The organism is Nocardiopsis alkaliphila YIM 80379 (genome assembly GCF_000341005.1).
Lineage (GTDB): Bacteria > Actinomycetota > Actinomycetes > Streptosporangiales > Streptosporangiaceae > Nocardiopsis > Nocardiopsis alkaliphila.
The window spans coordinates 17,874-36,704 of record NZ_ANBD01000153.1 but is presented as its reverse complement, the minus strand read 5'-3'; the positions used below and the strand labels follow the sequence as shown (position 1 = coordinate 36,704).

The 18,831-nt window shown below is 67.2% G+C and carries 12 protein-coding genes; 1 reads left to right on the top strand and 11 read right to left on the bottom strand.

The genetic code is table 11. The features are described from left to right. Positions 1-189 precede the first annotated feature (189 nt). From D472_RS0121135 to eccCa, 6 genes are all read right to left on the bottom strand, one after another. Positions 190-483, bottom strand: coding sequence for a WXG100 family type VII secretion target (locus tag D472_RS0121135; RefSeq protein WP_026117932.1), 294 nt, complete (start codon positions 481-483; stop codon positions 190-192). Between the two features lie 43 nt (positions 484-526). Next, a complete protein-coding gene (locus D472_RS0121130; protein WP_017606447.1) occupies positions 527-865 on the bottom strand; it encodes a hypothetical protein in 339 nt (112 codons plus the stop codon). Positions 866-1,139: 274 nt separating this feature from the next. Then, positions 1,140-1,703, bottom strand: coding sequence for a hypothetical protein (locus tag D472_RS0121125; protein ID WP_051046045.1), 564 nt, complete (start codon positions 1,701-1,703; stop codon positions 1,140-1,142). A 79-nt stretch (positions 1,704-1,782) separates the two neighbouring features. Further along, on the bottom strand, positions 1,783-4,440 hold the full coding sequence (locus D472_RS0121120; protein ID WP_017606445.1) for a TPR repeat region-containing protein: 2,658 nt from the start codon (positions 4,438-4,440) through the stop codon (positions 1,783-1,785). A 67-nt stretch (positions 4,441-4,507) separates the two neighbouring features. Continuing rightward, positions 4,508-4,831: a hypothetical protein gene (locus D472_RS0121115; RefSeq protein ID WP_017606444.1), complete on the bottom strand. Its 324-nt coding sequence runs from the start codon at positions 4,829-4,831 to the stop codon at positions 4,508-4,510. A 299-nt stretch (positions 4,832-5,130) separates the two neighbouring features. Continuing rightward, complete coding sequence (eccCa, locus tag D472_RS0121110; RefSeq protein ID WP_394295634.1) at positions 5,131-9,093, bottom strand: type VII secretion protein EccCa; 3,963 nt, start codon at positions 9,091-9,093, stop codon at positions 5,131-5,133. Between the two features lie 218 nt (positions 9,094-9,311). Here eccCa and eccD point away from each other — a divergent pair, with 218 nt between their 5' ends. Further along, positions 9,312-10,652, top strand: coding sequence for a type VII secretion integral membrane protein EccD (gene eccD / locus D472_RS0121105; RefSeq protein ID WP_017606442.1), 1,341 nt, complete (start codon positions 9,312-9,314; stop codon positions 10,650-10,652). Between the two features lie 52 nt (positions 10,653-10,704). Here eccD and D472_RS0121100 read toward each other — a convergent pair whose 3' ends face one another. The 5 genes from D472_RS0121100 to D472_RS0121080 all read right to left on the bottom strand — a co-directional run bounded on the left by D472_RS0121100 (position 10,705) and on the right by D472_RS0121080 (position 18,688). Next, positions 10,705-12,744: a WD40 repeat domain-containing serine/threonine protein kinase gene (locus D472_RS0121100; protein WP_026117930.1), complete on the bottom strand. Its 2,040-nt coding sequence runs from the start codon at positions 12,742-12,744 to the stop codon at positions 10,705-10,707. Between the two features lie 45 nt (positions 12,745-12,789). Beyond that, entirely contained in the window at positions 12,790-14,817 is a 2,028-nt protein-coding gene (locus D472_RS0121095) for a protein kinase family protein (RefSeq protein WP_017606441.1), read from the bottom strand. Between the two features lie 31 nt (positions 14,818-14,848). Beyond that, positions 14,849-16,945, bottom strand: a complete 2,097-nt coding sequence (locus tag D472_RS0121090) for a WD40 repeat domain-containing serine/threonine protein kinase (protein ID WP_026117929.1) — start codon at positions 16,943-16,945, stop codon at positions 14,849-14,851. Between the two features lie 152 nt (positions 16,946-17,097). Then, entirely contained in the window at positions 17,098-18,306 is a 1,209-nt protein-coding gene (gene solA / locus D472_RS0121085; RefSeq protein ID WP_017606440.1) for an N-methyl-L-tryptophan oxidase, read from the bottom strand. A gap of 10 nt (positions 18,307-18,316) precedes the next feature. Further along, a complete protein-coding gene (locus D472_RS0121080) occupies positions 18,317-18,688 on the bottom strand; it encodes a hypothetical protein (RefSeq protein ID WP_017606439.1) in 372 nt (123 codons plus the stop codon). Positions 18,689-18,831: the final 143 nt, after the last annotated feature.

Below are 18,831 nucleotides of genomic sequence, written 5' to 3'. Positions count from 1 at the left end.
CCCGCTGTCGACGGCGCCAGTACCGGCTGGAGCCGTACAACAGGGCGGATCGGAGTTGCCGATGCCGGAGAGCGTCCGCTTCGAGGACGTACTTCTCCTCGTCGGGCGTGTAGTGGAACGCCTCGGGAAGCTGCGGATCCGGATCGGTGGAAGGAGGCGAGGGTGGGGAGGACATCAGGAGCGAGTTTACTAGAACAGACCGTCCAGGTACCGGGTGAGCTTGTCGTACTTGTTCGCGGTCTCACTGGTGGCGTCGATCATCTTCGCGAAAGCGGAGTTGACCTCGGAGAAGTGGGTGTCGAACTCCTGGGCCTTGGCCTGGAACTGCGAACTGCCCGACCCCTCCCACTGGCTGACCGTCGACTCGGACTGCTCGTTGATCTGGCTCATGATGGCCGTGAAACGGCCCAGGTGCGACTGCTGGTCGGAAGCCAGGTTCTGCAACCCGCCGACATTGCCATAAACGTCGAAATTACTACCCACGAAAGTGCCTTTCTCGAAAGTCGTGGCGGAAGCGGTGCAGGGGTCAGCCGTTGACCGGGCGGGCCATGGCACCGAGGTCGTTGGCGGACTGCGAGTAGTCGTCGCTGGCCTGGTCATCGGTCAGGTTGAACTGCTGCTGACCCTCGTTCAGCTTGATGCCGTTCTGGCTGCACCAGCTCATGAGCTCGTTGAAACGCTCCATCAGGGCGTTGCGAGCCTCACGGAAGTCATGGAGGGCCTGCCCCTGAAGAGAGTCGGCGTCGTTGCTCATGTCGTCGATGAGCTGGTTCATCTGGGTGCGGAGGCCGTCGGACTCCTGCCCGAGCTGTTCACCGCCCTTCGACAGACTATTGACGTTTTCAAGACCGGCGTGCTGGGACATCCGAACCCTTTCAGGAATCGCTGAGGGGAAGTGTGCGTCCCGTCCTCCATGAGCAGGGTATTCGCCCGGAGCTCGCGATCAGGGGAGGTACGGCGAGTAGGGACATTAGTCAGGGTATGACCTGTCGGTCAATGCATATGCACATTTCGTGACGTCGGCGGCAGAGTGGGAATTACCTCCTTTCCTGTCGGGAACCGGAGACTCTCGGCGGGCATCCAAGGCCCTCCGAGAGGTACTTCACCGAACGGGTTCGCGGTGGGGCCATGGCGGAGGCTCACGGCTCGCCGGTCCCGCAGTCGACGTAGTCGGTGATGCTCGCCGTGTACTCCTCCTGGCTGTCGAAGGCGTCTTCGAGCCGCTCCCTATAGGCCTTGACGAAGACCTCGCCGCTGACGGTCTCCTCACACCAGGTGACCTCGTTGTGCCGCATGGCGTTGCCGAGAGCGTTGTCGATCTGGAAGAGGGGGGAGTCCTCTTCCCAGGCCTCCTTGTTCAGTTCGACCACGAACCCCGCCAAGCCACCGTCCTCGTACCCGGCCTCCCAATCCACGGCCGCCTCATCGCCGTCTTCGGAGACGATGACCCCATGGTCGAACAGGTGCTCACGAGTGCCGCCCGCGTTCACGAGCACCTCGTCCGAGCCCGCTTCATCGATCATGCGGTCCAAGGTGTGCAACCGGACCTCCCGTTCGATCCATTGCACGGAGACATAGTCCTCCGGCAGACCCGACGTCGGCTCCGGTTCGGGCTCGGACGTGGAACAACCCGATAGGACCAGCCCCACGGCGAGGGTGAACACCGAGAGGGGGAGCGCCGACAGGTCGGATGTCCGGACCATGCGGTGGGTCAAGGGATTCTCCAAAGAGATTCTGCGGTGGGTGGAGACAGAGTCTCGGGCCGCCATCAGGCCCTCGTTCTTATTCCGGGGGCTTGCCGAACGTCTCCAGTTCGCCCCCGAAGTAGTCCCGTGTCGTCTTGTAGGCGTCGCTGTACTGGCCGGTGAAGTCGCTCACCCATTTGTCTCCGGACGCGGTGTACACCACGGGTTCTCCCGTGTGCGGGTCGGTGCTGTTCGCGGTGAGGACGGTGGCGTCCATGATGTTGCCGAGGGCATCGTCCATCCCGGAGAGCGCACGGTCCTCATTGTGCTCCCACTTGCCCGGATCCTCTTGGAGGGACAGCTCCACCGAGTCGTCGATGACGAAGTCGTTGCCGATCTCGGAAGGACCGAGCTCCCGGCCGTCCTGCACGATGGTGAGTGCACCGCCATCGACCAGGGTCCGAAGGTCCGCACGCTGGGTCTGGCCGTTGAACGCCTCGGGATCGTTCCTGAGCATGAAGTCCATGGTCTCTAGACGGAAGTTCCGCTCCACGCTCTGCTCACTGGTGTAGGTCGGGAACCGGGGGGACACCTCGTAGTCCCCATCGACGATCGCCTCGACGATGCTGTCCTTGCCCAGGTCCAGCCCCTTGGAGACCCCTTGGCCGATGACCGGGATCTTCTCGGAAAGACTCCCCGCCTCACTCACCACGAAGTCGGCGATCTGAGTCTCCCGCTCGATCTGTTCGTCCAGATCGGCGCTACGGTTCACCGACTCCAGGTACAGGGCACGTTCCAGCAGCCCTTGGAGCTGGGCCGAGCCGCGCGCGGAGGTCGCCTCGTTGCCGGATTCCAAATAGGCGATGGCCTCGATCTGCTGATAGGCGTCCACCGAGTTCACGATGCGTCCGGCGGTCTCATCGTTGCCCATGAGGAGCTGCATGTACTGGGCACGCTCATCGGGCCCCATACGCACGTAACCCGTGTCGTGGTCGAAGTCCCCGATGCCCTCCACCGCGTTGCCATCGGCGTCCAGGATGTCGCCATTGGCGAAGCTGTAGATGTGTGCGTCGAAGATGTCGCCGAGGCTGTCGGCGAGTGCGCCGTTGAACTGGGTGAAGGAGGCGTTCGAGTAATCGTTGTCCCCCTCGGTGACATCGACGCCCGTGTTGGTGAGGGCGTCGTGCATCTCCGAGTCGGTGATGGTCTCCATGAACCCGACGAAGGCGTCGCCCGCTCGCTCGCTCACCTCCGGGTCCTCACTGTGCACGTCCTGCGCCAACCAGTCCGTGAGCTGTCGCGCGGTGTGCCCGTCATCGTGCCACTCGAAGGTGAGGGCGCCCTCCAGAGCCTGTTCGCGCAGGCCCCCGTCACCGTAGGGGACGCCCGGCTCCTCGTTGAGGTGGTCCCCGGTGAGGATGTAGTAGTTGGAGTCCTTGTTCCGGGAGGCCACGTCGAGCAGGTGTGAGACCTGCTCGGAGTCCGGCAGCAGGTCATCGGAGCCGTGGACCTCGTCTCCCCAGGCGTCGAGGAAGGCGCCGGTGCTCAGGTGCAGGTTGGTGGACAGGCCGTAACCGGCCTCCAGGTTCTCGTCGGTGTGTTCCATGAAGGCGGAGAGCGCCTTCATGTCCATGCCCAGTCCCACGGGGCCGGTGGCGATCTTGCCTTCCGCGTCGGGGTCGATCCACGGTCCCTCGACCGCGTGGCGGAAGCTCTGCGGCAGGTTCTCGTAGCCGCCGCCGATGCGTGGATCCGACAACGCGAGGAGTCCGTCGCCGAGCGTGCCCAGGGCCTGTTCGCGCTCCTCGTCGCTCATCCCGGACTCCGCCATCAGGTCGGGGTAGACCATGATGCCCGCACCGGCGCCGTCACGGAGGTAGGGTTCCTCCAGTTGTCGGTAGAACTCCTCCAGGAACTCGATCTCCTCTGATTCGAACCGTGTCCCGTTCTGCTGGTGACCTCGGGCGTTCGAGCCCAGCATCGCCATCACGAGCATGAGCTCGTTGTAACGGTCGTCCAAGGGCTTGTCGCCCGACCAGTAGGCCTGGAGCTCCTCGGCGTACTCCTCGGCGTTCTCCGGGGCGATCTCCACGTCCTCGAAAAGCACGGAGTAGCGAGCCGGATCGAGGCTGAGGAAGCCCCAACCGGCGTTCCCGGCCTCGATCAGCTTGGAGACGTTCTGCGGGGTCGGCCCCTCTTCGAGCATGGTCCGGATGTCTTCGGCGGTGTCCTGGAGGGTGTTCCAGTTGGTCCGCTCGCGCTCGATGAGCCCCTCCTGCACGGTGGAGAGCTCGTTGTACAGGTCGCGACACTTGCGCTCATCGCCGGCGCCCCAGTCGGTCCACAGGAAACCGTCGGCCTCGGGGTAGGTGGAGGTGATCCGGTCACCCTGGTACTTGGAGGGGACCGCGCTCTCCTTCTCACCCTTGGTGGTCTGCCAGGTGGAGAGCTGAGATTCGCGCTCGTCGTCGAAGGCCTTGACGGCGTCCGCCCACATCTCGGCGACCGAAGCGGCGTAACTGACCGAGACCGCGGCGTCCCGCCACTTTTGGATGTCCTCCTCGGAGTGCCCTTGGATGTTCCAGGCGATGAGATCGGTGAACTGGTGTGAGGCGGAGTCGTAGCTCCCCCCGAGGTCGTCTGCGCGACCGAGCACGCGAGCGTTGAGGATCTCCAGATCAGACGCGCATTCGTACAGTTTTTCCGAGTTTCCGTAGAAGCTACGGGGATAGAAAACGAGGGCGATGGTGGCCACGGTCATCCTCAGAGGCGAAGAGCGAGCGGGGTGGGAAGGGGACTCGGGCTAGGGCGGGGCCGCGGGGTCAGTCGAAGTTGAGGTCGCGATGGGACTGCCAGGGGTGGAAGCCGTCCGAACTCTCCAGGTCGTTCTTGGCGATCTCACCGGCGCCGGCCTGGATGTTGTTGGCCAGGGCGAGTCCGTGTTCTTGGAGTTCGATGAGGGCTTGGTCGGCCTCTTCGCGGAACTTGTTGAACCCGGTTCTGACGTCCTGGTGGCCACAGGCGCTCACAGCGTCTCCGAGGAGGATGTCGAACGCGTCGGCCAGCCCGGCCATCGCGCCGGCGAGGGTCTCGGCGTACTCGCCGCCCTCCATCGCCTCGATCGGGTTGGCGCCCGACTCGGTCATGGGGGCACTCCTTTCACATGAGGGTGCGCAGCGGGTGAACCGGTGTCCGCTAACGCCGCTTCGGGGGAGTGACGAGGTCAAGGTCGCTTACTGCGATGACGGCAAAGGACAGAGGGTTTCACACCAATGGAAACAGAAGGGTAACGAGGGTCGTATTTCCTGCGGGGTCAGTACTCAGGGTGATCGCCTGTGTTCGGAATGGTGTGGGGCCGGTGGTAGCGGTCGGCTCCTCGAGAAGCACTGGATCGTGGCCGAATTCGGCCACGTCCGCGGTCACCCCCTACCGGGCACGGGCGCCCTTACGCGGGGGGTTCACTCCAGCCGACTTGGAGCAGGTCGGGGCGTTTGCCGCGCAGAGCCAACTGCGCGCGGCCCTGGGGCAATTGCTTGGAGGCGACGCCGTTGGCCAGGCGTCCCTCCATGCGATCGCCGGAGAACAGCACACCGGGGGTGGCCATGTCGCTCAGCGACTGTAGAACCGGCTCGAACATCGCTCGCGCGGTACCGCCGGTTCGGCGGGCGGCGAGGACGTGCAGGCCCAGGTCGGCGCCTTGGGGGATGAACTTGGCCAGGGGCGCCAGCGGGTTGCTGCGCGAGGCGATCATGTCCATGTCGTCGACGATGATGTACAGGTCGAGCCCCTTCCACCAGCTACGCTCACGCAGTTGCTTGGGGGTCACGTCCGGTCCCGGCAGACGTTCCTGGAGGGAACCGGCGAGGTTGTCGGCGACCGCCTTGGTCTGCTCGGCGGTCGTGCAGTAGGCCAACAGGTGATCTTGTGGCACCAGCTCCAAATGCGAGCGGCGGAAGTCGACCATCACGATGCCCAGCTCCTTGGCGGGGCGTTGGACGATCTGCTTGACCAGCCCGCGCAGCAGGGTGGACTTGCCGCTCTGCGGGTCGCCGAACACCAGCAGGTGCGGGTCGCGGTCCAGGTTCATCACGGCCGGGGCCAGGGAGCTCTCCGCCATGCCCAACACCAGTTCCTTGGACTTGCCACGGCCCGTCCTGCGGCCCTTGAGCAGCTCGTCCAGCTCCACCCGCTCGGGGAGGGTGCGAACACCCTGGACCGCCTTTTGCGGCCAACGTTCCCGGACCCGCTTGATCAGGTCCTGGATGCCATCGCTCAGGTCCTCGTCGCTCGCGACACCGTCCACGCGAGGCAGCGCCACGTGGGCGTGGTGCTCTTCGGAGGTCAGGCCACGGCCCGGGGTGTCCTTCGGGATGTCCTCGGCGATCTTGCGACCGATACCCGAGTCCATCGGGTCGCTCAGACGCAGTTCGAACCGGCCGCCGAAGAGTGCCTGTAGGCGGGAACGGACCTGGGAGGAGGCCGCGCCGGTCAGGATGGTGTGCACGCCCAGGGAGGGGCCGCGCGTCGCGATGTCCATGAGGAAGTCGTCGGCGGCGTCGAAGGCGTCCCGAACGGCCGACCAACCGTCGATCATCAAGAACAGGTCGCCCGGAACGTTGGATGGGACCTTGCCCTCCGCGCGGGCCTGCCGCAGGGCCGCGGGTGAGTCGAGCTTGTGCTTGCGGAACAGGCGTTGGCGGCGGTCGAGGTGCCCGGACACGTCCGTGAGGATCCTTTGGACCTTCTCCGGGTCGGCTCGACCGGCCACGCCCGCCACGTGCGGAAGCTCGTCCATCGCTTGGAGCGCGCCACCGCCGAAGTCGATCGCGTAGACCGCCACCCGGCCGGGCGGGTACCGCCACGCCAGACTCGTGATGATGGTTCGTAGCAAGGTGGACTTACCGGACTGGGGGCCGCCCAGGACGACGATGTTGCCCTCTCCACCGGTGAAGTCCAGTTCGGCGGGCACCACGCGCTGTTCGCGTGGGATGTCGGTCAGGCCGAAGACCGCCTTGGCCTCGGTCGCGTCCGGCTCGGTGCCGGCGCCCTCGAGGTCGTCGCCCTCACCGAGATCGGTCAGCACGGTGTCGAAGGTCAGCATCTCCGGGAGGGGAGGCAACCAGACGGGGCGCACGCGGTCCGCACCCGAGGCCACCAACCGGTCCACGGTCACTTGCAGGGTGGTGCGTTTCTCCTGCTCGGGCTTCTCCTCGGCCTTCGCCTTGATGGAGTCCACCAGCGATTCCACCAGCGAGCCCGCGCCCGTCACTTTGTTCAGGCCGTTGTAGGAGAGCAACGGAAGGACCGGGTCGTGCGCGGTCTTCTCCTCCTTGGCCGGTGGCTCGTAGGGCTGGGACACCATGGCTGCCTTGAACCGTTCGAAGACGGAGGTGTCGACCTTCAGGTAACCCGAACCGGGTTCCGGGGGCAGGTGGTAGGCATCACCGACACCGATCGCCTCACGACTCTCCGCCTCGGAGAACGTCCGCAACCCCACCCGGTAGGACAGGTGGGACTCCAGCCCCTTGATCTTGCCCGATTCCAGGCGCTGGGTGGCCAGTAGCAGGTGTACGCCGATGGACCGACCGATCCGACCGATCGCGACGAACAGCTCCGCGAAGTCGGGGTGGGCGGTCAGCAGCTCGGAGAACTCGTCGATGATGATGAGCAGGTGCGGCAGCGGCTCCAGGTCGGGGTCGTTCTCCCGGGCCGCTTCGTAGGCGTGCAGGTTGGGCAGGTTGCCGGCGTCCTTCAGGATCTGCTGCCGACGTACCAGCTCACCGAAGGTCGCCTCACGGAATCGGATGACCAGGCCATCGTCATCGGCGAGGTTGGTGATCAGCCCGGCGCTGTGCGGCAGACGGTCGGTGTCGGCGAAGGTCGCACCGCCCTTGAAGTCGACCAGCAGCAGGGCCAGGTTCTCCGGTGAGTGGTTGATGACCAGGGAGGCCACCATGGTGCGCAGCATCTCCGACTTACCGGAACCGGTGGCACCGACGACCAGGCCGTGCGGGCCCATGCCGCCGAAGGCCGATTCCTTCAGGTCCAGTAGGACGGTGTTGCCGCTGGGGCCCACGCCGATGGGTACGCGCAGGTAGTCCCCGGTGGAACGTTTACGCCAGGTACGGCGGGTGTCCAGCGCGGCGACGTCGGGGACCCCCAGGATCTCCGGCAGCCCGACGGTCTCGTGCATGGCGTCGTCGCCGTCGGTCACCGCGATGCCGTAGGGCGCGAGGACGCGGGCCAGGGTCGTCAGCTGGGCGACACCGGCGTTGTCGGCCCGACCTTCGAGGGGGACGTAGGCGGACTCCGGGTCGGGCTTGATGCCCTCGGTGTCTTCACGAAGGGTGCCGTCGGCCTCGATCAGGAGCCGCAGTTCCACGGAGTCGGGTTCCTCGCGTCGATCCGAGGACAAGATGATGACGTGGATGCCCAGGTCGGCCAGGTTGGTGACGGGGGGCTCGGCCTGAAGGCCGGAGAGGGTGGACTGGTACTCGCCGTCCAGGACGACCACGAACCGTTGCGTCCCGGGACCGGGCGGCTTACCACGGCGACGTTGCAGGTCGACGGTGCGCCGCTCGATCTCGCCGGCGAGGAGCTCCGCGATCTGCACGGTGTTGTCGGAGACGAAGCGGGCGGGCATCGGCCCGTCCGTGGCGTCGTCGAAGGTGTTGTGGGGCAACCACTTCGTCCACTCCCACTGCTTCCGTAGCTTGGGGTCGCGGACCACACCGATGCGCAGGTCGTGCGGGGAGTGGAAGACCGAGAGTTGGGAGATCATCGCTCGGGCGAGACCGCGTCCCGCCTCCCGGTCCCCGTTGATCGAGATGACGCCGTGTCGGTGGAGCGGTACGACCAAGGGCATCTCGGGGACGTCGCCGTAGAGCTCGATGAGCTGGTCGGCGGCGCTTTGGCAGACGGGGTCGTAGACGATCAGAGGGGAGGAGGTGTCGACCTTGAGCTTGAGCCTTCGGGCCAGCGGCCGTGTCCCGCATCCGACTCGCACATCGAGGAAGTCGGGGTCGGAGGCCCTGCGCTCCCATCTTCGGGCCCGGGATCGCGCAGGTTCCGTGAGTAGGCTTGGTTTCGGATGGCGGAAGGCGTTGTCCGAACGCTGGCCTGCGGCGACGTCACGAACGATTTCGCGCAACTGGTCGAGGTAGTCGACATATCGCTCTCGTTGCTCACGAATGCGCTTACGCGGTCCGTTGTGCTGAGCGACGAACATGATGATTCCGACGATGACGCTCGCGAGCATGATCATCACGCCCGCCACCATCATCAATGGTCGGTGACCCATGGTGATGGACATCAGGAGGGAGCCCGAACCGGTGATGATCGGCATGATGATCATCGCTCCGGAACTACCGGCCGGCGCGTTCTCAGGCATCTGCGGCGGCGTAGCGATGACCAGCGGAGACGTTCCGGGCGCCGGTGGTATCTCACGCGCGGGTCGGGGAACAGGTCTCGTCGCCACGGGGGTCCCTTCTCCGTCCACCTGCAAGGTTTCGTTTTCAGGTGACTACGCTATAGATGATCTCGTGAACACCGCGAATCGCCTAATTATCATCGGTTACATCCCTTAAGCATGGTAATCACCGCACGAGTCGACAAAGAGGGTCTTGGGTGAGCGGATACTGCAGGGTCACGGTCACCGGACCTCAGCGCTGGGCCGACCTGGCGCTACCGGGAAGCGTCCCCGTCGCCACACTCATGCCGCGCATCATCGAGGTGTGCGTGGCCGAAGGGGAGAGCACCGAACCGGCCTCCTGGACACTGACCACGGTCGATGGTCGACCAGTCCGTCCCGAAGAGCCACTCGAGGGCGCGGAGGTCTATGACGGGGACGTACTCCTGCTCGACCGAGTGGTCGCCCCCAGCCGCCCCGAACACGTCGATGACGTGCGTGGAGCGGTGGAGGACAGCGTCGATGAGACCGCATGGATATGGAACCCGACGACCACGCTGTCGTTCGGCCTGCTCGTGGGCGGTATCGGCCCGCTGCTGATGCTGTTCCTCATGATGTGGCTGCGGCCCTCACCAGGACATCTGGCGGTGGCGGCGTTCGGCACGCTGTTGACGGTGGGAACGATGATGCTCGCGGCCCGTCGACCGTTGCCGGCCGTCGCCTACATCCTCTTCGCGACGGCCTGTGTGTGGGGCGGCGCCACCGCGGTCCTCGCGGCCGGGTTCCTGTTCAGCCCCACCCCGTTGGTCACGGGGGCCATCGCGCTCTGTGGTGGTCTGCTGGTGGCGGTGATCGGCTGGTCCCTGCACGAGACCGGTCTGCCCTACATCGCCGGCGTCGCGGTGGTGACCCTGACCGGGGGCGTACTGGTCGTGGTCGGGATCTTCGCGGAGCCGGTCCAGGGTGTGCGCGCGATGGGCATCGCGCTGGCCCTGTGCGTGGGTGCGCTGCCGCGTGTGGCGATGGTGATGGGTGGTCTGTCCGGGTTGGACTATGAGGTCGGCCGGTCGGGTCAGGTGGCCACGGAGCGGTTCGAGGAGACCTTCACCAACACCGACCGTCTATTGCTGGGCATCGTCATGGGTACGGCCCTCTCCGGCGGCATCTTCGCGGTCTTGCTGGCCTACTTCGGCACCGGTCTTCCCGACCTGTTGCTGTGCGGTCTGCTCGGGGTGCTGTTGGTCATGCGTTCACGCTTGTTCGACCGGATCCGTCACGTGCTGCCCCTACGCCTGGCGGGCGTCGTGGGCCTGGGCGCCGCCGGTGTCGCGGTCACGGTGCAGTACCCGGTGTTCGGTCCCTGGTTTCCGGTCGCGGCCCTGCTCGCCGGGGTCCTGCTGAGCGTCCTGAGCTGGGTCAAGTTGAACGACGTCCCTCGTGCCTCCCTTCGCAGAGCCCTGAACTGGACCGAGATCCTCGTCATCATGGCCATGTGTGTGATGTTCGCCTGGGGCATGGGGTTGTTCGACTTCGTAGCGAGGATGACCGGGGCGAGCTGAGCCACTTCTAAACAGCCATGATCGATCCGGTGAGTCATCGACTCACCCCGGATCACCCCAGAGCGTGGGTGTCGCGTTGGGCGTCGGGGTCGAGGAAGAGCACGATGAACCCCTCCGGGTCGGATTCGACGACGGCGATCGTCTCCCCTTCGGGGTGGACGGTCGGCTGTTCGTAGATGACCGTTGTGCCGGACACGAGGGGCTCTTGGGATTCGAGGTCCCACATGGAGCCGCCGGGAGAGATTCCGCCGGATCCGCCTCCGGAGATCAGACGTGAACCGTCTGGGGTGAACGCGACCCCGTTGGGGAGGCTCGATGAGTCGAACTCGTGCACGACGTCGCCGGTGGCCAGGTCCAGGACGACGGTGGTCTTCTCCGCGTTTCCGCTGACCCCCAGGTGTGCGCTCTGTGGATCGAACGCGAAGTGGTAGAGCGGGTGGGGGTCCCCCTCACCCGGCTCATTCCGAGGGAACGTCGCCACGGTGGTGTCGGTGCCCAGGTTCAGGACTTCGAGTCGAGGCAGATTGCTGCCATGGTCCAACACCAGGTGGGACCCGTCGGGTGCGAGGACCGGCCGTAGGGCATCGACTCGCCTCTCCCACACGACGGTGTCCTGCGACCAGTCCCATACTCGGACGGTGACGTTCTCGTCCTGGTCACGTTCCCGAAACGCCAGTAGGGAGCCGTCGGCGGAGAGGGAGACACTGTCGAAGAGGTCGAGGTCCTCGGGGGCTCGCGAAGTGTAGGTGGCCACCTCCTCGTGTTCGGCGTTCCAGATCCTCACCTCGTCCTCGAAGGCGCCCGCCAGCGTCCCCTCGGCACCGACGTCGAAGGAATGGGGGCGTTCGGCTCCGGAGAAGACGGTTTCGATGAGTTCGGCCTCCCGCCAGTCCCAGCGGGTGATGGACTCGGAGGAGTTCACGTACAGGCTCTCGCCGTCGCCGGAGAAGTGGATGCCGTAGAAGGTCCCGGTCAAGGCCGTCCGGGCCACCTCGTCCTCTTCGTCCTCGGTGGTGGCGTCCCCATCGGTGTCATCCTCGGCGGAAGCCTCCGGTGTGGCGTCGGCGGTAGGTCCCGGGCCGGGTTCCCAGGGACGGGCGATGGCCAGTCCCACTCCGCTCAGGAGCAGGAGGGTCCCGGCGACGGCGCCCGTGGCCCTCAGGACACGTCGGCGTTCGACGGGGGCGGACCGAACCGACGGCGCCGTGACCACCCGGTCCAATTCTCGATGATGATCGTTGATCTCCTGGTGGACCGACGGGGGCAGCCAGCCCTGTTCGTTCGCCGGGAGTGGGGCAAAGGACAGCTCACGGACGATCTCGTCGGCGGTGGGTCGTGCGGCGGGGTCCTTGGCCAGACAACGGGTCAGGAGCGGGCGCAGACTCTGGGGAACCCCGCCCAAGTCGGGTTCCAGGCTCACGACCCGGGTCAACACCTCGGCGGCGCGGCCCCGACCGAACGCGGGGGTACCGGTAGCGGCGAAGACGACCACCCCGGCGAGGGAGAACACATCGCTCGCCGGGCTGGTGGCCTGGCCCAGCACCTGTTCGGGTGAGGTGTAGGAGGGGGTGCCGAAGGACTGTCCGGTCTTGGTCAGGACGGTGCCCTCGACGGCACGGGCGATGCCGAAGTCGATCACCTGCGGACCGCGCGGCGATAGCAGGATGTTGCCGGGTTTGAGGTCGCGGTGCATGAGCCCGGCGGCGTGAACGGCTTGGAGGGCCTGTGCCAACCCTAGGGCGAGCACACGTAGGGTCGCCTCGGGAAAGGGGCCGTTCGCCCGTACGGCCTCGCTCAGGGTGGGACCGGGTACGTATTCGGTGGCCATCCACGGCACCGGTGCGTCCGGGTCGGCTCCTAGCACCGCGGGAGTGAACGGGCCACGTACCCGTTGCGCGGTGCGCACCTCGCGCGCGAAGCGGATGAGGAAGTCGGTGTCCTCGGCCAGTTCCCGACGTACCGCCTTCACCGCGGCCAGTCGACCCTGGGCCGTACGCGCCAAATACACCTGACCCATGGCGCCGGCTCCGAGACGGGAGAGCAGGCGGTGAGGGCCGATGTGAACGGGGTCGGTGGAGGTCAGGGGTTTCATGGTTTCTCGTCCTGTGTCGATGCGCGGTCCCGAGGGCACTCGGTCTCAGGGGAGCGCTCGAGTGGTTTCCAGGGAACCTGGGTCGAGGAGGGCGACGCTCCCATCCCTTTGGATCGCGGCGATGACCTCACCATCGGGGTGGAAGGCCACCGGTCGGGGCGCGGGAGAGTCGTCCTCGGCGAGCAGGTCGGTGCCGTTTCCTAGATCGAAGAGGTGTCCGTGGTGCTCCCGGAGCCGACCATCGGTGCCGGGAACGTCGAGCGACCAACTGAAGTGGAGGAGGCCGAGGTCGGCGTCCACGGACAGGTCGGTGATCCGGGCCCCGTCCTCCCACGCCTGGGAGAAGTCGAGAATGGGGAAGCGGTTCGGTTCGACGCCTTCCTCATGGTTCCAGTGGATGAGGTGCTCGTTGCCGACGTACACGATTTCGTTGCCTCCAGGCAGGAGGGCGAAGTCAGACGTGGTGGCGTCCCGAATGAGCCGCTGTTCCTCACCACTGATCGCGTCGCGGATTGTGATCGAGTCGAAGCCGCCGGCGACGACCCTTTCCTCGTCCAGGAAACGCAGGTGCTGAACGCTTCGGGGCCACTCCTGGCCCCACTCCGCGATCTGTTCCCCGGTGGCCGTGTCGACGATGCCCACTTTGTGGAGCTCGGGTGAGGAGTCGACGAACACCGCCATGAGGTCACCGGAGGGGGAGAAGGCGGCACCCAGACCGGCCTGGGGTCTGACCAAGCCCTCTTGGGCTCGTTGAGGCTGGGGTCCGGGGTGCTCCACCGAAGTGCCCGCGGAGAGGTCATGGGTGGTGACGGTGGTGTACGCGCCACCCTCACCTTCGTACGGAGTCCGGGCGAGTACGGACACCGTACATCCGATCGGGGTGAACAGCGGCCCTCCCCGGTCGTCCAAGGCCCCGGCCGGTCGGGCGACCTCCTCGCCCTCACGCCAGCTCCACAGGCCGAGTCCGTGTTCCAGGCTGCTGATGGCCAGGATGTCGCCATCGGGGGAGAACGCGACCCCCGTGGCATCCAAGTCGTCGATCTCTCCGGAAGGAGCCGGGAACGCGACGGCTCCTTCCCGGCAGCCCACGTCGGTGATGAGTCCGCTGTCTCGCGGCTCGAAGGCGGCACCGGCCTTCCCCGGGCCGGGAGCGGAACGGGACAACCCCCATGCGACGCCGACCCCGGCGACCAGGGCCAGGGCCAACCCGGCCGCGACCAGGGCCGGAACCCTGCGGCGACCACGCCCCTTCTCTCCTTGGGAGCCGTGCGCGTGGAGGAAGCGTCGGGCCTCGGTCTCGTGCCGATCGATCACGGCGGCGAGGTCGGGCCCCCACGGTCCGGAAGGCGCGGGACCACCGAGCATGTGGACCAGGTCGACGGAGTCCGGTCGCAGCACCGGCCGGACCTTCAGACATGCTTCCACCAGGCCACGGAGTTGAAGGGGTACCCGGTCGAGCCCGGCGGGCCCTTTCACCCCGCTCGCGGCGAAGCACAGGGTCGCCGCCCAGGCGAACACGTCGGTGGCGGGGGTGGTCCCGCCCTCCGGGGCCGCGAACGACGGATGCGGTGGCCGACGGTCCACCTCGGAGGCGGCCGACTCGAAGCCGGCGTCGGCGATGACGGCGTGCTCACGGGCGATCAGGACCCCATCCGGCCACAGGGAGCCGTGCACGTGTCCGGCCGCGTGCAGGTCGGCCAGCCCTTGGGCGAGGGCGAGCGCCAATGGGTGCAGGGCGGCCGGGGGCAGAGGACCGTGGGCGTCGACCACCTCGGCGAGCGTGGGACCTAGCGGCCGGCTCAGGGCCACCCAGGGGGTGGCCGCCCGCGGGTCGGCGTCCACGACGGGAGCGACGTACCGACTGTTCGTCCCACGGGCGGAGTCGACCAGGTGGGTGAAGGCGTCACGGAACGCCGGGTCAAAGGTGTATTCGGATCGGACGATCTTCAGGGCACACGGTGGACCACCCGGTGCGGAGGCCAGGTAGACGCGTGTGCACGCGTCCTCGCCCAGCCGCGCGTGCAGGCGGTGGACACCGAGCACGGGCGGGTCATGAGGGCTCAGGGGGAGCATGGATCTCCTCGCTCTACCAGGGGGAACGGGTTCAGCCGAAGTGGTCGAGCTCTCGTAGGGTCAGCGGGTCCAGGATGGTGACGTGTCCGGACTCGGTGTCGTAGCCGGCCACCACCTCACCCTCGGGGTGAACGGTCAGACCCAGCGAGGGTCGCTCTAGTTCGACCTCGCTTTCCTCCAGTTGCACCTCGAAGCCGTACTCGTCCTCTGATCGGTACTCCCAGACGAAGAGTTCGAGGGTGATCGTGTCGCGCCCGGTCTCTTCGGGGTCCGTGGCGTAGAAGGCGTAGAGGCGGTGCGTGGCGGGGTTGTACGCGAACTCGATGAGCTCACCCTCGGCCTCCTCCGGCTCGGGGATGAACTGCCATCCTTGCCCGTCGTCCCTGGCGAAGTCGTAGTGGACCGGGCCTCCGGGTTGCCCGAAGAGTAGTTCTCCCTCACCGAGGAGGTCGAACATGGAGCCGGTGTTCAAGGAGGGGACCCCCTCTTCGGTGAAGACGACCTCCCCCGTTTCGCCATCCCACACGTGCAGCCGCCCCAGGAGGCCGATCAGCCCGACCACGTGGGTGCCTTCGGGTGAGTACACGACCTCGTCGACATCGGATGAGCGGTCGTAGACCAGGGTGGTCTCACCACTGTCCAGATCGATGTCGTAGAGCGATGCCTCGTGGCCCTCCCCGGAATCGGCGACGGTGAGGGTGGTCCCATCCGGGGAGAACGCGACGTCCTCCAACGGTCGTCCCCGCGCGTGCACGGTGAGCTCGCCGGTCTCCAACGAGTACACCCGGGCTCCGGTCGGACTCGCCCAGGCGATGAGACAGTCGTTCGGACTGAACCTGATGGCTCCGTCCTCGTCGCTTCGAGTCGCTTCGACCAGTGCGAGTTCGGTTCCATTCGCCCAGTCCCACAGCGCCACGCCACCAGGACCGGGTACCGCGAGGACGGAACCGTCGTGGGAGAAGGTGGTCCGCACCCCGTCCGGGACGCCGGGGATGGTGGGGTCGGCCTCGGCGGCGTCCACGTACTCCGTCGCCAGGTGCTCGGTCGGGTCGCACTGCTGGCGTCCGGCGGAGGGAACCTCCTGCTCGGAGTCCTCCCCCGCAACGGCGCCGGCGGTCTCCACGCCACCGCCCAGGGCATCGGTCAACGTCCAGGCGCCGAACCCGCCGACGAGCCCGAGGGCCACGACGGCGGCACCGACCACGAGAAGGCCGCGTTTGTTCGTACCCGTCCCGGGGTCGGGCTGGATCGCTCCGTAGCGCCGCGTGATGTCCTCGATCCGCGCCACGGCCAAGGGGGGCAACCACGCGGACGCCTCCGGAGCCGGCGGGAGGGGGCCGCCGAGGAGGTGAAGGAGCCCCTCCGCCGTGGGTCGTCGGCTGGGATCCTTGTCCAAGCAGGCGGAGAGTAGGCCGCGCAGCGAGGTGGGGACGCCGTTGATGTCGGGTGCGGAGTTAACGGTGCGGTACAGGATGGTGGCGGGGTGGCCGTCACCGAAGGGGCCTCGGCCGGTGAGGGCGTGCACGAGGATGCCGCCGAGCGCGAAGACGTCGGCGGGAGCTCCGCCGACCTCGCCACGGGCGACCTCCGGAGCCAGGTAACCGGGGGTACCGGTGAATCCTTCCCCTTCGGCGTCGTCGACCTCGCCGGCCCGGGCGATACCGAAGTCGATCAGCTGGGGCCCCTCGGCGGCCACCATGACGTTGCCGGGCTTCAGATCGAGGTGGGCCAGGCCTTGCCGGTGCACGCCCACCAGGGTCTGGGCGATCCCACGGCCGAGAAGGACGGCGGAGCGTTCGGGCAACGGCCCGGCGCCTTCCACCAGGTGTTGCAGGGAAGGTCCCATCACGTACTCGGTGGCCAGCCAGGGCACCTCGCCGGAGGTGTCGGCCGCGTACACCCGAGGGACGTTCGGTCCGTGCGTGCGCTGTGCCAGGGCCAACTCGTGCGCGAATCGCTCCCGGAAGGCGGGGTCGTAGGCGTGTTCGGCGCGCACGACCTTGACGGCGGCGGGACGCCCGTCGCGGTCCAGCCCCAGATAGACGCGGCCCATACCGCCCGCTCCCAGGAACGCGACGATCCGGTAGGGGCCGATGCGACGCGGATCGTCAGCGGCGAGCTGGCGCATGGGGACTCTCACGCTCGGGTGGGACGGGGGTTCGGGCGAAGTTTACCGTGTGCCCCGTGACGGGTGTCGTGCGGTCTGTGACCGAGACGTGCGGCATGGCCTGTTCCGTTCGCTCGGCCTCGGCCAATGGGGGAAGCCACGAGGGGAGCGGGTCAGCCTCGCCGCGAATCCCAGCGGTGTGGATCGAACATGGCGATCGGCAGGTCCGTGCGGCCGGTTCGGGCCAGGTCGGCCAGGGCCACGCCGACGGCGGAGGCGAACTTGAACCCGTGGCCGGAGAAGCCACCGGCCAGGACCAGGCCGGGCGACCCTTGGTGATGGCCGATGACGAAGTGCTCGTCGGAGGTCATCGTGTACATGCAGGAGGCCATGCGTTCGGGCAGCGGACCCACCCCGCGCAGTTCGGCGGCGAGCTCACCGAGACGGCGGGCGTCGTCCTGGTCCGGTGGGCGGGGGCCGACGTCGGGGTCGACGGGCTCACCCCACTGGGAGCCCGGTCGCCGGGCACCGGCGGCGCGGGTCGCGGCGGATTCGGCGTGGACACCGATCTTGATGGTACGGCCACCGTCGAGGCTGGGGAACCCGTACCAGAGGGTGCCGTCGGGTTCGTCACGGGCGAAGACGGGCTCGGGAGTGGTGGCGGTGTCGGGTAGGGGGCCGGTGATCGGGAACCAGCCGAGGACACGACGTTCCACGCGTACACCGCCGCCCAGGTCGGCCAAACCTGGGAGTAGGCGGGGCAGCCAGGCCCCTGCGGTGACGACGACGCGGCGGGCCCGGATCTCGGTGTCACCGACCCACACGCGCGGGCGATCCGGGTCGGGCTCGATCCGGGTGACGGCCCGGTGGGTCAGTACGCGCGCCCCGGCCTCCTGGGCCAGTCGGACGGCGGCGAGGATCGCGGGTTCGGGAAGGACCACACCGGCCGCCTCCTCGAACAGTCCGACCTCGTCCGGGCGCATGAGGTGGCGGGGATGGCGTTCGGCGAGGACCTCGGCGGACAGGTGTTCGTGGGCGAGGTCGTGCCGTCGTGCCGCGAGCGCGGATCCGCTGATCGCCCCGGACTCGGGTGGTCCGAGCATCAAGGCGCCGGAACGGACCACGAGGCGGGCCTGGGCGGCGTCTTGGAGTTCGTCCCAGGCACGCCAGGCGGCGTGGACGAAGGGGACGTACTCGGCACCTTCCAGGTAGGCGGTCCGGATGATGCGGGATTCGCCGTGACTGGAGCCTCGGGCGTGGCCAGGGGCGAACTGTTCGACACCGATCACGTCGACGCCCTCACGTGCCAAGCGCCACAGGGCCTGAGAGCCCATCGCGCCGAGGCCGACCACGACGGTGTCGGTGTCCAGACGTTCGTTCACGTGGGAAGCGTCAGGCGGCGATCGGCCGGCGGTGAGCGTGGTAGTGCGCCGGCTCGGGGACCTGAGCGAAGGGATTCAGCAGGGCGGCGGCGCCGGCGGGGTCGTTCGCCGGGTGTGAGATGGTGCCGCCCTGAAAGAGGTCGGTCCAGAAGAATCGACCGTCACGGCACCAGACGTTGACGTCGCGCATGATGGAGGCGACGGCCATGTCGGAGGTGCCCGACCAGTAGAGGGGGCGGGTGGCCACTGCGGTGAGTTCCGTCAGCAGTGCCGTCAGTGCGCGCTGGGCGCAGAAAGCGTGGCGGGGCTTGTGCTTGACCCGGCTGGCGAGTACCGACTTCGCCCGGGAGGCCCGGGGGTTGTTCAGGCGCCAGTGACTCAAGGTGTCTCCAGTGTTCGTAGAGGTACCGCGGGTGTGCTGACCGTGTGTGCTTGTTGCGGCCACGTCGCCGCGGTCCGAGGGGCGCCTGACGGCTTTCCTCGAGCGAAGCTTGAGGAGGCGTGAACGATGTCGTTACCTCGTAG

Coding starts and splice junctions, on each gene's coding strand:
- D472_RS0121130 (WP_017606447.1), bottom strand. CDS start 865: ATGTCCCAGCACGCCGGTCTTGAAAACGTCAATAGTCTGTCGAAGGGC.
- D472_RS0121115 (WP_017606444.1), bottom strand. CDS start 4,831: ATGACCGAGTCGGGCGCCAACCCGATCGAGGCGATGGAGGGCGGCGAG.
- D472_RS0121100 (WP_026117930.1), bottom strand. CDS start 12,744: ATGAAACCCCTGACCTCCACCGACCCCGTTCACATCGGCCCTCACCGC.
- D472_RS0121125 (WP_051046045.1), bottom strand. CDS start 1,703: ATGGTCCGGACATCCGACCTGTCGGCGCTCCCCCTCTCGGTGTTCACC.
- D472_RS0121095 (WP_017606441.1), bottom strand. CDS start 14,817: ATGCTCCCCCTGAGCCCTCATGACCCGCCCGTGCTCGGTGTCCACCGC.
- D472_RS0121090 (WP_026117929.1), bottom strand. CDS start 16,945: ATGCGCCAGCTCGCCGCTGACGATCCGCGTCGCATCGGCCCCTACCGG.